Source organism: Burkholderia mayonis, assembly GCF_001523745.2.
Lineage (GTDB): Bacteria > Pseudomonadota > Gammaproteobacteria > Burkholderiales > Burkholderiaceae > Burkholderia > Burkholderia mayonis.
Genome location: NZ_CP013387.1, coordinates 2,264,670 through 2,276,867 on the forward strand (window position 1 = coordinate 2,264,670; position 12,198 = coordinate 2,276,867).

General features: G+C 65.7%; 11 protein-coding genes. 6 read left to right on the forward strand and 5 right to left on the reverse strand.

Features of this window, described 5'->3' with window-relative positions:
• Positions 1 to 120: 120 nt before the first annotated feature.
• A complete protein-coding gene (locus WS70_RS28990) occupies positions 121 to 1,005 on the reverse strand; it encodes a Dyp-type peroxidase (protein WP_059598545.1) in 885 nt (294 codons plus the stop codon).
• Between the two features lie 645 nt (positions 1,006 to 1,650).
• Here WS70_RS28990 and WS70_RS29000 point away from each other — a divergent pair.
• Positions 1,651 to 3,645, forward strand: coding sequence for an ABC transporter ATP-binding protein (locus WS70_RS29000; RefSeq protein WP_059598544.1), 1,995 nt, complete (start codon positions 1,651 to 1,653; stop codon positions 3,643 to 3,645).
• Between the two features lie 351 nt (positions 3,646 to 3,996).
• Here the strand turns inward: WS70_RS29000 and WS70_RS29005 are convergent, their stop codons facing one another.
• A complete protein-coding gene (locus WS70_RS29005; RefSeq protein ID WP_059598543.1) occupies positions 3,997 to 4,695 on the reverse strand; it encodes a DJ-1/PfpI family protein in 699 nt (232 codons plus the stop codon).
• A gap of 87 nt (positions 4,696 to 4,782) precedes the next feature.
• Here WS70_RS29005 and WS70_RS29010 point away from each other — a divergent pair, with 87 nt between their 5' ends.
• The 4 genes from WS70_RS29010 (at position 4,783) to WS70_RS29025 (ending at position 8,183) form a co-directional block, all read left to right on the forward strand.
• A complete protein-coding gene (locus WS70_RS29010) occupies positions 4,783 to 5,814 on the forward strand; it encodes a GlxA family transcriptional regulator (RefSeq protein ID WP_059598542.1) in 1,032 nt (343 codons plus the stop codon).
• Positions 5,815 to 5,844: 30 nt separating this feature from the next.
• Positions 5,845 to 6,129, forward strand: coding sequence for a hypothetical protein (locus WS70_RS32000; protein ID WP_159082988.1), 285 nt, complete (start codon positions 5,845 to 5,847; stop codon positions 6,127 to 6,129).
• Positions 6,130 to 6,244: 115 nt separating this feature from the next.
• Entirely contained in the window at positions 6,245 to 7,285 is a 1,041-nt protein-coding gene (gene trpS, locus WS70_RS29020; protein WP_059598541.1) for a tryptophan--tRNA ligase, read from the forward strand.
• 250 nt (positions 7,286 to 7,535) lie between these two features.
• Entirely contained in the window at positions 7,536 to 8,183 is a 648-nt protein-coding gene (locus tag WS70_RS29025; protein WP_059472686.1) for an outer membrane lipoprotein, read from the forward strand.
• On the opposite strand, the gene WS70_RS29030 is transcribed toward WS70_RS29025, so the two are convergent.
• On the reverse strand, positions 8,165 to 8,683 hold the full coding sequence (locus WS70_RS29030) for an AraC family transcriptional regulator (RefSeq protein WP_226382885.1): 519 nt from the start codon (positions 8,681 to 8,683) through the stop codon (positions 8,165 to 8,167). The two genes, WS70_RS29025 and WS70_RS29030, sit on opposite strands and share 19 nt — an antisense overlap.
• Before the next feature lie 19 nt (positions 8,684 to 8,702).
• Here WS70_RS29030 and WS70_RS29035 point away from each other — a divergent pair, with 19 nt between their 5' ends.
• Positions 8,703 to 9,014: a hypothetical protein gene (locus WS70_RS29035; RefSeq protein ID WP_226382886.1), complete on the forward strand. Its 312-nt coding sequence runs from the start codon at positions 8,703 to 8,705 to the stop codon at positions 9,012 to 9,014.
• Between the two features lie 151 nt (positions 9,015 to 9,165).
• Here WS70_RS29035 and WS70_RS29040 read toward each other — a convergent pair whose 3' ends face one another.
• Together WS70_RS29040 and WS70_RS29045 are read right to left on the reverse strand one after the other, a co-directional pair.
• Positions 9,166 to 10,401 carry an oxygenase MpaB family protein gene (locus WS70_RS29040; RefSeq protein WP_226382887.1) on the reverse strand — a complete coding sequence of 412 codons (1,236 nt, stop codon included), beginning with the start codon at positions 10,399 to 10,401 and terminating at the stop codon, positions 9,166 to 9,168.
• A gap of 564 nt (positions 10,402 to 10,965) precedes the next feature.
• Positions 10,966 to 12,039 carry an AraC family transcriptional regulator gene (locus WS70_RS29045; protein ID WP_059598540.1) on the reverse strand — a complete coding sequence of 358 codons (1,074 nt, stop codon included), beginning with the start codon at positions 12,037 to 12,039 and terminating at the stop codon, positions 10,966 to 10,968.
• Between the last annotated feature and the right edge of the window lie 159 nt (positions 12,040 to 12,198).

The following is a 12,198-nucleotide window of genomic DNA, read 5'->3' on the forward strand; positions in this document are numbered from 1 at the left end:
CGCACGGCGATCGCGAGCAAAGCGAAACGCGATCACGATCGCGATGCCGATGCGCCGGCATCCGCGCATCGCGCGCCGCCGCTTCCACGCCGCGCAGCGCGGCGCGGCACCGCATTACGGTTACAGCCCGAGCGCCGACAGATCGAGCTTGCCGCCCTTGACGGGCGGGCACCAGAAGAACGAGCCGGTGATCGGCTGCGTGAAGCGGAACAGGCCGTCGTGCACGCCGTCGGTCGCGCCGATCATCCGGCGCATCTGCACCTCGAACGCGCGGAACGAATGCCCGAACGCGACGAAGTACAAGCCGGCGCGGCGTTCGTCCGCCCACGGCGACGAGCGGCGCAGCACCTTCGCCTCCGGCTTGAAGCTCTCCTGCTCGGTACGCTTCACGTGCGCGTACGCAGGCGCGCCTTCGAGCTCTTCGTTGTCGTCCTTGCGGCGGCCGATGATCCGGTCCATCTCGTCGCCCGGAATCTCGCGCATCTTGCCGAAATCGTGCACCCATTGCTGGACCGCGACGAAGCTCGCGCCGTCGAGCCCCGCGCCCTTGCCGGACACGAACGCGGTTTCGAGCGCCTCGTCGCCTTCCGGGTTCTCGGTGCCGTCCTCGTAGCCGGACAGGTCGCGATCGTCCGCATAGCGGAACGCATTCACCGCGACGTCGAGTTCGAACGCGGGCGCGACGAGCTGCTCGATGTCGCGCGAACGCACGGTCGCCGCGCCGAGATCGTCGGCGCGCAGCCAGACCCACAGCGCGGCGGGCGTCGACGGCGCCGGCGCGCCCGGCACCGACAGCTCGGGAAACTCCTTCAGGCCGTCGATCTTCTTGTCGAGCGCGTGCACGAGCGACGGCCCGATGCCGATCACCGTATCGACGCCGTCGACCGCGTCGTCGCGCAACGCGGCGAGGACGCTCGCCGCATGCTCCGGATGCACGATCCGGAAGGACAGGTAACGGCTCGCGGCCGGAATCGGCGCCAGAATGCCTTGCTGAATATCGCTCATCGTTTCCTCGATGCAATGTTCGGTTCTACAGGGGGACGCCGGATTGTCCCATAACGTCCGGGACATGATGCTTGTCGGGGACATGCGCGTCGGGGACATACGCGTCTGCGACTGCTCGCCCGGGATGTGCCCGTTGGAAACATGCCCGTTTGGACGTGCCCGTCCGCGACATGCGCGTCCGCGCGCCGACACGTACACGCACACCGTCGGTACGCGTGCGCGGCGCGATGCGCGCACGACGACGCCCGATGTTAACCCACGCGTCCCGATTCCATCGCACGCGACGAGCCACGACGCCACGCATCGCCCCGTATCGAATCGGCAACATCCATTCGTCTGACATTGCAGCGACACGAAACGGCCGCTAGAATCGTTACACGAGCTGAATTTCAGCTCGCCTTCATTTCACCCACTCAACGCTCGAAGGAGGTGCCGGATGTCGCGAATGCATGTCACCCCCCCGACGGCAGTTCCACGGCGCGCGTTCTAAGTCGCCGTCTCCGCGGGCCGCTTTCCAGCCCGCACCGTTTCCGGACAATTTCTCGCCCTCGTTTCGTGCGCTGACGCGCAGCGGCGTCCGTCCGGCTTTCGTTTCGAACAACAATCGACAAGTCCCGTTCGCCACGAGCGGCCGGGCCCCGACAAATGGTCCAGAAAACTAGCAATCCGGGTGGGCGGGCATTTACCGACGTGCTCGCGTTCACCTTCCGACACTGGCGCGCGCAACCCGCGCGCATCGGCGCGATCGCCTTCTTCGCGCTCGCCGCCGCGCTCGGCGACGTGCTGACGCCGCTCTTCGCGGGACGCCTCGTCGACGCGCTGTCGCACGGCGTCGCGGCCGCGGACAGGGCCGACGCCTGGAGCCGCGCGCTGCACGCGTTCGGCATGCTGATCGGCATCGGCGTCGCGTGCACGCTGCTGCGGCAGGCGGCGTTCCGCCACATCATCGTGCTGACGCTGAAGATGATGAGCGAAGTCGCGGCGAACGCGTTCCATCGCGTGCAACGCTTTTCGACCGACTGGCACGCGAACAGCTTCGCCGGCTCGACCGTGCGCAAGATCACACGCGGCATGTGGGCGATCGACTTGCTCAACGACACGCTGCTCGTCGCGCTGCTGCCGTCCGTCGTGATGCTGACGGGCGCGACGCTGCTGCTCGGCGCGCACTGGCCGGTGATGGGCGCGGTGGTCGGCGGCGGCTCGCTCGTCTTCATCGCGGTGACGGTCACGATGTCGCTGCGCTTCGTCGCGCCCGCCGCGCGGCTCGGCAATCTGTGGGACACGCGGATGGGCGGCGCGCTCGCCGACGCGGTGAGCTGCAACCCGGTCGTCAAGGCGTTCGGCGCGGAGACGCGCGAGGAAGCGCGGCTCGACCGCGTCGTGTCGAAGTGGCGCGCGCGCACCCGCCGCGCGTGGCGGCGCGGCACGCTGAACGGCGGCGTGCAGGGCGCGATGCTCGTCGCAATGCAGGCCGCGATCCTCGGCGCGGCGCTGTGGCTGTGGGCGAACGATCGCGCGAGCGTCGGCGACATCACGTTCGCGCTGACGACGTTCCTCGTGCTGCAAGGCTATCTGCGCGACATCGGCATGCACATCCGCAACCTGCAGCGCTCGGTCAACGACATGGAAGAACTCGTGTCGCTCGAGCGGCAGCCGCTCGGCATCGACGACAAGCCGGGCGCGAGGCCGATCTCGATCGTGCGCGGCGAGATCCGCTTCGAGCACGTGACGTTCGGCTACAGCGGCGCGCACGCGAAGCCGCTCTACGGCGATTTCTCGATCCGGATCGCGCCGGGCGAGCGGGTCGGGCTCGTCGGGCATTCCGGGTCGGGCAAGACGTCGTTCATCAAGCTGATCCAGCGGCTCTACGACGTCGACGGCGGCCGCATCGTGATCGACGGGCAGAACATCGCCGACGTCACGCAGGATTCGCTGCGCAGCCAAATCGCGATCGTCCAGCAGGAACCGCTGCTGTTCCACCGGACGCTCGCCGAGAACATCGCGTACGCGCGGCCCACCGCGACGCGCGACGAGATCGAGCGCGCCGCGCGGCTCGCGAGCGCGCACCACTTCATCGCCGCGCTGCCGCAGGGCTACGACACGCTCGTCGGCGAGCGCGGGATCAAGCTGTCGGGCGGCGAGCGGCAGCGCGTCGCGATCGCGCGCGCGTTCCTCGCCGACGCGCCGGTGCTGATCCTCGACGAAGCGACGTCGAGCCTCGACAGCGAGAGCGAAGTGCTGATCCAGCAGGCGATGGAGCGGCTGATGGTCGGGCGCACGACGCTCGTCGTCGCGCACCGGCTGTCGACGGTGCGCGCGCTCGATCGGCTGATCGTGCTCGACAAGGGACGCGTAATCGAAGAAGGCTGCCACGACGCGCTGATCCGGCTCGAAGGCGGCGTCTACCGGCGGCTGTTCGAGCGGCAAGCGCTCGAACTCGCGAAGGGCCTGATCGAGCAGACGGGCGGCGACGTCTCCGACTGGCTGCGCGACGAGCATGACGGACGCGACGAGCGCAACGAGCGCGGCGAACGCGACAAGCCCGGCGTGCTCGACGAGCACGACGCGCGGCGCTCGCACGGCGCGTTCGACGGCGGCGACGGGCGAATCGACGATTCGGCGGTCGCCGTCGAGAAGTAGCGGCGGTCGCGACGGAGCCGCGATGCGGGCGGCGCGGCTGTGCGCGAGCGCGGTCGCGTTGCTTGGCGTCGCGTTCGCGCGGTGCGCGACACGCGACGTGTACGCAAAACGCGCGATCGCGTCGCCCCAACTCGACTCGCACGGACAACGCACGGCATCGCGACGATCGATACATGCGGTCGAAACGCGACTGGATCAAAACGCAGCAAACCAAATCGAGCCGCAAAGCGCTGCGTCGCTTCGAAGCCACCGCTCCCCGCGCGGCCGCAGGCCCGCAATCCGGGACGCCCGCCTGCGCCGCCCCGCTCCGCCCCGTTGCGATTCCCCCTATCCGTCAACCAACCACCCGCATCACCCCGCGGCCCAGCTCCGCTCCAGCGCCGCCGCGACGCGCGCGACCACCTGCTCGCGCCGCGCGAACACCGGTGTCGACCGCTCGCGCACGCGCTCGACGATCCGCGCGGGCGCGGTGTCCGGATCGCCCGATTCGAACGGCGGCGCTGGCGCATATTCGAGCTGCAGCTGTACCGCCTGCGCGTCGTCCTCGCCGACGAGCTCCGCCGCGAGCGTCAGCGCAAAATCGATCCCCGCAGTCACGCCGCCGCCCGTCACGAGATTCCCGTCGCGCACGACGCGCTCGCGCACCGGAATCGCGCCGAGCGGCGCGAGCAGCGAATGGAAAGCCCAGTGCGTCGTCGCGCGCCGGCCGCGCAGCAGGCCCGCCGCGCCGAGCACGAGCGCGCCCGTGCAGACCGACGCCACGTAACGCGCTTGCGCCGCGTGCCGGCGGATGAACGCGAGCGTATCCGCGTCCTCCATCAGATCGGCGACGCCCGCGCCGCCCGGCACGCAGATCACGTCGAGCGGCGGACAGTCGTCGAACGTCGCGGTGGGCGCGAGCACGAGCCCGCTGCTCGCGGCCACCGGCTCGCGCGTCTTCCAGACGAGCCGCACCGTGACGCCGGGCAACGACGCGAACACGTCGTGCGGCCCCGTCAGATCGAGCTGCTGCACCTGCGGAAACAACAGTAATCCCACTTCGATGGCCATTCCGATCCTCCTCCTTGTTGCATGCCGTCACGCCGGCCCGGCAGCCCGCGCGGCACCGTGGACAAACCGACTGTACGCAAGTACCGTATGGCGAATATGCCAAAGTCCCCACGATTCCTGCCAGCCGCGCCTGCCGCCGCCGAGCGCCGCGCGGTGCACGTGCTCGCGTTCGACGACGTGCAGTTGCTCGACGTCACCGGGCCGCTGCAGGTGTTCTCGACTGCGAACGACTTCGCGGCGCGGCGCGGCCTCGCGATCCCGTATGCGCCGCGCGTCGTCGCCGCGCACGCGCCGCCCGTCATGTCATCGGCGGGGCTCGTGTTCGTCGCCGCGCCGCTGCCCGCCGCGCGCGAGCCGTCCGATACGCTGATCGTCGCGGGCGGCCGGGGCGTCTACGACGCGGCGCGCGACCCGCGGCTCGTCGACTGGGTGCGCCGCCGCGCGGCGCAAACGCGGCGCATCGCGTCGGTGTGCTCGGGCGCGTTCGTGCTCGCGGCGGCGGGGCTGCTCGACGGCCGCCGCGTCGTCACGCACTGGTCGCGCTGCGAAGAACTCGCGCGGCGCTACCCCAACATGCGCGTCGATCCAGATCCCATTTTCATACGCGACGGCGACGTGTGGACGTCGGCAGGCGTCACGGCCGGCATCGATCTCGCACTCGCGCTCGTCGAAAACGATCTCGGCCGCGCGCTCGCGCTCGACGTCGCGCGGCATCTCGTCGTATTCCTGAAGCGGCCGGGCGGCCAGGCGCAGTTCAGCACCGCGCTGTCGCTGCAGCACGAAGGTGGTCGCTTCAGCGAACTGCACGCATGGGCGGCCGCGAACCTGGGCGCGGATCTGTCGGTTGCGGCCCTCGCCGCGCGCGCGGGGATGAGCGAGCGCAGCTTCATGCGCCGCTACCGCGAGACGACCGGCAAGACGCCCGCGCGGGCGATCGAGCAGATGCGCGTCGAAGCCGCGCGCAACCTGCTCGCCGACGCGCCGCTGCCGATCAAGCGAATCGCCGCGCGCTGCGGATTCGGCTCTGAGGAAACGATGCGGCGCAGCTTCCTGCGGATGCTCGGCGTGACGCCGCAGACGTATCGCGAGCGGTTCGCGGTGGATCGGCGAGGCGTCTGAGCTCTATTTGCGTCGGCGCGGCGCGGCGCGTTGGCTTTGGCTTTGGCTTTGGCTTTGGCTTTGGCTTTGGCTTTGGCTTTGGCTTCGCATTCGACGTCGATCTCAATTTCGACCTCGACGTCGACTTCATCTTCGGCGAGACCTCGACGCAGTAACATTGTCGCGACCCGCACCGCCGCCGCCGAGCGCATCCTCGACCGCGCGCGCACGACGCGTCGCGACACAGCCTCGCATGGCGAAAAAGCCGAAATATGCGACCCTCTCCGCATGTCGACGCAATACCTTCCCCTCTCGCACTTCTGGCGCCGCTTCTGACGGAGCGGCATAGTCACATCCCGATCACGACCATGCCGCCGCATCCGGCCGGCATTGCGTCGATCGCGCCCCCAACCCGGCTCGGACTGCGGCGGTTTTCCCGGAGAAACCGTTCATGCACGACGACACCTCGAATCCTTCCCGACCGCCGATCGCACTGACCGGCGATCGCCCGACGGGCGCGCTGCATCTCGGCCATTACATCGGCTCGCTGAAGACGCGCGTCGCGCTGCAGGACACACACCGGCAGTTCATCCTCGTCGCCGACACGCAGGCGCTGACCGACAACGCACACGATCCGGACAAGGTTCGCCGCAACGTCATCGAAGTCGCGCTCGACTATCTGGCGGTCGGCATCGATCCGCGCCGGAGCACGATCGCGGTGCAGTCGGGCCTGCCCGCACTCGCCGAGCTGACGCTCTTCTATCTGAACTTCGTCACCGTCGCGCGCCTCAAGCGCAATCCGACGATCAAGGACGAGATCCACGCGCGCGGCTTCGGCCGCGACATCCCGGCGGGCTTTCTCTGCTACCCGGTCGCGCAGGCGGCCGACATCACCGCGTTCAAGGCCGATACGGTGCCCGTCGGCGACGATCAATTGCCGCTCGTCGAGCAGACGAATGAAATCGTCCGGCGCATCAACCGGCAGGCGGGCATCGACGTGCTGCCCGAAGCGAACGCGCTGATCTCGTCGACGGGGCGGCTGCCGGGCGTCGACGGCCGCGCGAAGATGAGCAAGTCGCAGGGCAACGCGATTCCGCTGTCGTCGTCGCCCGACGCGATCGCCGATGCCGTCAAGCGGATGTACAGCGATCCGAATCATCTGCGCGTGTCCGATCCGGGCACGGTCGAAGGCAACGTCGTGTTCACGTATCTCGATGCGTTCGACGACGAGCCCGACGAAGTCGAGCGACTGAAGGCCGCGTATCGCGCGGGCGGACTCGGCGACATGACGCTCAAGCGCCGGCTCGAAGACAAGCTGCAAGCGCTGATCGCGCCGATCCGCGAGCGGCGCGCGCAGCTCGCGCGCGAGCCGGGCTACGTCGTCGACGTGCTGCGGGACGGCGCCGCACGCGCAAACGACGTCACGCAGCGCACGCTCGGCGAGGTGCGCGACGCGCTGGGGGCGTTTTCGTTTCGGAAGATCGTCGGCTGACGCAGGGTGGCGCAGGCGGGCGCACATTGTCGGGCCGTCGAGTCGTCGGATCGTTCATGATGCATCGTCCGACACGCGCGCCTTTCGTCGGACGGATCGCTTTCGCCGTTGCAACACGCACTGCGCGCAAGCCGTTTTCGCACGCGCCGACCGAGCGGCAACAGACTTTACACACTGTTACCCGCGACGCTCATCCAACGATGACGGCATTCCCTATACTGCCGGCGTGCAATAGCAACCACCCGCTACCATGAACACGAAGCCCATCCAAACAACGACAACGAAACGCCCGGCTTTCGCGAGGACCACCCTGCTCGTTTCGCTCGCCGCGACGGCGGCGCTGTCGCTGAGCGCATGCGTCGCGCCGAATGCGTACGGACCGTATGGTTCGCAGCCGCAGTACGGTGCGCCCGCCTATTCGCAGCCGTCGTACGCTCAGCCGGCCTACTCGCAGCCGTCGTATGCGCAGCCCGACTACTCGCAGCCCGCGTATCCGCAGCAAGGCTACGCGCAACCCGGCTATCAATCGGGCTATCAATCCGGGTATCAACCGGGCTACTCGACCCAGTACGGCACGATCGCCGGCATCCGCCCGATCGGCGGCGCGACAGGCCCGTCGGGCGTCGCGGGCACGGTCGTCGGCGCGCTCGTCGGCGGCGTGCTCGGCAACCAGATCGGCCGCGGCCACGGCCGCGACGCCGCGACGGTCATCGGCGCACTCGGCGGCGCGGTCGCGGGCAACCAGATCGGCCAGCAGATGGGCGCGCAGCCGAGCGCGTATCGCGTCGACGTGCAACTGAGCGACGGCTCGATGCGCTCGTTCGACCTGCAGACGCCGGGCGATCTGCGTCCGGGCGATCGCGTGCGCGTCGACGGCAATCAGATTTCGCGGTACTGACGAATGCGCTCGCGCCCGAACGCAAGACGCATCAACCCCGCCCGCACCCGGTCGACGAGATCCGACGCGTCCAGATTGAGCAGCGCCATCTCGCGATTGAGCTGCCGGATCGCCTGCGAATGGGCGGCGGCGTTCGCGAACGGCGACTTCCTCGCGAGACTGGACGACGGCAGCCGCAGTTGATTGTCCGACGCGCGAAAAGTCACCTTCGGCAGCCGATCCCGATATCGCTCGAAGTAGTCCGGCTGCGGCCACGTGAAGCCCAGTTCGATCTGCTCGAACAGATCCGGAAACAGGAACTTGACCGTCGCCGATATCCCGATCAGCAGGCATTCGAAAAAGAAATTCCGCAGGTTGCCGAGCGGCACCTTCCCGCGGACGGTCAGCGTCGCGTTGACGCCGTCCTCCTTCAGATAGATCGCATAGACGCTCAGCCGGCTGCGGGAGTACTTCGCGGACGTATCGAGCACATGCGCGCGCACGACTCTGCGCTCACGCACATGGAGCAGCAGGGAATCGATGAGCGTGAGCCAGTTATCAGAGCGCTTGAGAATTGCATATGGCAACGCGTATCTGATCACGAACGGCATGATGCATCGCTGGCTGCTGAGCCGGATCGGCGGAGGTTCCGGAAAGCGAGGCATTACATTCGTCGTCAGTCGTTCCGGCCTGGACCTTGCCGCGCGAGCCCCCGTGCAGTCGCTCGTGCGCAAGGCCATCCTGCGGTTCGCCAAGCACGACATGCAGCTCGTGCACCGAGGCTTGCAGCACATTGTTCAGGCTTGCGAAGAAAACGCGCTTCGGCAACCGAACGTCGACGACGACGCGTGACGAAGCGACGAGCCAATGATTCGCGATCCGAATCGGCAGTCGCGATCCCGCCAGCTCGTCTCGTCGTCAGGCGCGGCATCCCGCGTGTGCCGCCACTTGCCTGAACGTCGGCTCGCGTCAAAGATCGCTCAACGGCACGAGGAATGAATGGTCACCTCACAAAGCTGAGGTCGGCATTCGTTCGATCGATGATGGAAGACATGATGATCTTGCGCCTCCTCATTTGTCTGCGCCGCACCGATTCCTGCCCTCCGGGCACCAGCTTCGCCACCAGGTTTACCGAAGCATTCTTCAGGAAAGAGGCAGCGATCATGACAATGCCAATCGAATATTTCGGAAACGAAAGCGCATCGGCCAATCTATTTCCGAGAATTATTCTCGCCAGATTTCCGTAGTACGATCTTTTAATTTTCAGAGTCACCATGCCACTGAAAGTGGACTCGTCCTTGCCGAGAATTTCGGGCAGCGCGCCGAACAAGGCGCCTCCAAGCATCGGCGTGATGTGATCCATCTTATAGGCGTCATGCATTTGAAGCCACACCAAGCGCCACAAATCGGACTCGTCGGCAGGCTGCAGTTCCGGGTGGACGTCAACAAGGTATCCAATATATCGCCACAAATGAACGATATCCCCTCTTTTCTTGGACGAGAGCACATCGACGTGACCGAGCGCCAAGGCTCCCAGTGAAGACGCCAAGGAAAACGGAATAATTGTGGCTACGTAGATGCACTGATGAATCGGATTACCCAGCAAGGTCCGATTCCAGTCTTCCCGTCCGTTCATCGCTCTACGCATGTGCGCATGGATCAGGCGAATGCGGACGCAGGCCTTCAAGCCGGCGCCGAAACGGGCAAGCCCTCCCGGAGCCGTGACCTCGTTATACCAAGCGAGCGTTTCGACCGCCCGCTTACCCGCTTTTTTATGAAGATCCCCGGAGCGGATCAGCACTTCGTTCGCGTCCGGCGCCACATAGCTCAACGCCAATCCCGCGATGAAAATCGGCAACGCCTCGTCGCCCACCATTGCGATCAAGTCGGTAGCGGAATCCAGCCTTGTATAGTCCAACCAATACGGAACCCGGTCCACTTCGCGAAAAAATTCGACGAGTTCGGATGGGGGATTAACGACGATGTCGATTCCATGCTCCAGCGCGTGATTGAACATTTCCCACACCGCCTTCCCGTCGCGATGCATGCACTCGACAAGCCGGTCCGCGACGGGATCGAACTCATTCTTGAATCTCATAAAAGACTGGAACTGTGCATCGGTCGATTTAACATTTTTCGGCGCAAACAGACTCATAGCCACGTTATACGGAAACTCCAGCGTGATCGAAGGGTTCTCCAAAAAATCGACCTGCTCATAATTCGATTGAATTTTTCTCATATATGCGTCTCCCTATCCATTAATACTATTTCCGCTATGCATTCGACGAATACCTCGTCCGATCCCGAGATCGGGATCTGCATGCCCATGCGTTGCCTAATGGGTTTGCCCGACGGCCGTGCGATCCACATGCAATGCCACACCGTCGATATGGACTGCCCAGTGAAAAAATGTTCTTTTACGATCGACAATACTCATTTATCGCTTTCATAGTGCTGCATGTTCCGGCAAACGAGGGGAAACAGCCATGTTGAAAAGGGACAGGTGTTTTAGTTTGCGGGCCAAGCTGGCCCTTCCAAGGGTTTTTCCTGGACGAGCGCCTGGATGGCCGCTCGGAGCGCCGTCGAACGCACGTTGACGGCCGAAGGCAGATGATTGCGGGCTGCATTTCCCGCCTTGCAAGCTGCATCGAATCGGTACGCTCCCACCCTACATCGATCTTGTTTTCGCGGAGGCGACCTTGGGAAACGTTCTTTCTTGTCAATGTCGAAAAGAGCCGATGTGCCGAAAGCTACGTATCGGCCGCGACCGCATGGCGGGTCGCCCATCCGGCGTTTTGCCGAATCATCGGTTGCGTTCCTCTCGACGACCGACATCGCCGCTTCCGTCCGCCGCGGCCCGGCTACGGAAAGCGCTAGGCGCCATCCCTTGCCAACGCTTGAACGCTTGGGAAAAGCTCGACAGATCGCTAAAGCCCAATCGCTCCGCAATTTCGCTCAGCGGCAAATCCGTGTCCGTCAACAGCTCCGATGCCATCGCGCTGCGCGCGCCCGCCAACAGCGCCCGAAACGTCGTGCCTTCGTCCTGCAGACGCCGTTTCAAAGTGCGCGGGCTCGTGTTCATCAGCCTGGCCATGTCGTCCAGCGTCGACGGCACGATGCCGGGCACGGCGCTCATGTAATGACGAATCATCGCCGCCGTGCCGAGGCGCAGGCGTCGCTCTTCCATGAGCCGCTGGCACATCTGCTCGCACATCGACACGGTGATCGGATTGGCCTGCGGCAGCGGCCGATTCAGAAGCGCCCGCTCGAACACCAGGCTGTTCGAGCGCGCAGAATACTCCGGCATCACCCCGTGCGTGCGTCGGATTTCTGCCGCCGGCGCGGACTCGAGCGCCCCGCGATCGCCCTTGAGCGTGAAGCGGTTTAAAACGAACGCGTCGCCGCCGATCTCGTGCAGCAGCACCGCTGCGGCGGCCATGTCGCGCTCCGCGACAAAGCGTTTCATCTCGTCCGCCAATTCGGGTTCGCTGAAGGTCAACACGCCGAGATCGCCTTCGTGGTGATACGTGATCGCTGTGAACGCATAGGTGAGCGGCAGGAAACGCAGCGCCAGCGCGAGCGCGTGGCCGGCCGTGGCGCTCGCGATCAGTCCGTATCCCCACAGTCCGTATGTCGAGAAGTGATAGCGCAACCCGACCTGCAAACCCAGCCCGACCGGATACTTGAGCAAGCGCAGCAGATTGCTCGCGACGCGCAATTCCTGCGCCGCCGTCACGTTCACGTTCGGGTCGTCCAGTTGCGCGACGGACAAGCCCGCGCCGGCGAGCAACTGCGCGTCGGCGAGTGCCCGCTCTCCACCGAAGTCCACCATCAGGCGCACGCTGGCGGGGCTTCGCGTGAAGTCCCAGACGCTCATATAGAGAAACCCTCGAAGGACCGATTTGGCCCAAATACTAAAACAAATGTCCCGTCTCATCATTGGCGTTTTCCCGCGACGCAGACAACATGCAGCACGACCAAGCCGTCGTCCGAAGCCCGAAGGGCTGCGTCGATGCCGCACGCATCGCACGCGGCA

What these genes read in the sequence shown, in the direction of transcription:
- WS70_RS28990 (WP_059598545.1), bottom strand. Translation starts at nt 1,005, where the DNA reads ATGAGCGATATTCAGCAAGGCATTCTGGCGCCGATTCCGGCCGCGAGC.
- WS70_RS29000 (WP_059598544.1), top strand. Translation starts at nt 1,651, where the DNA reads ATGGTCCAGAAAACTAGCAATCCGGGTGGGCGGGCATTTACCGACGTG.
- WS70_RS29005 (WP_059598543.1), bottom strand. Translation starts at nt 4,695, where the DNA reads ATGGCCATCGAAGTGGGATTACTGTTGTTTCCGCAGGTGCAGCAGCTC.
- WS70_RS29010 (WP_059598542.1), top strand. Translation starts at nt 4,783, where the DNA reads ATGGCGAATATGCCAAAGTCCCCACGATTCCTGCCAGCCGCGCCTGCC.
- trpS (WP_059598541.1), top strand. Translation starts at nt 6,245, where the DNA reads ATGCACGACGACACCTCGAATCCTTCCCGACCGCCGATCGCACTGACC.
- WS70_RS29025 (WP_059472686.1), top strand. Translation starts at nt 7,536, where the DNA reads ATGAACACGAAGCCCATCCAAACAACGACAACGAAACGCCCGGCTTTC.
- WS70_RS29035 (WP_226382886.1), top strand. Translation starts at nt 8,703, where the DNA reads ATGAGCGTGAGCCAGTTATCAGAGCGCTTGAGAATTGCATATGGCAAC.
- WS70_RS29040 (WP_226382887.1), bottom strand. Translation starts at nt 10,401, where the DNA reads ATGAGAAAAATTCAATCGAATTATGAGCAGGTCGATTTTTTGGAGAAC.
- WS70_RS29045 (WP_059598540.1), bottom strand. Translation starts at nt 12,039, where the DNA reads ATGAGCGTCTGGGACTTCACGCGAAGCCCCGCCAGCGTGCGCCTGATG.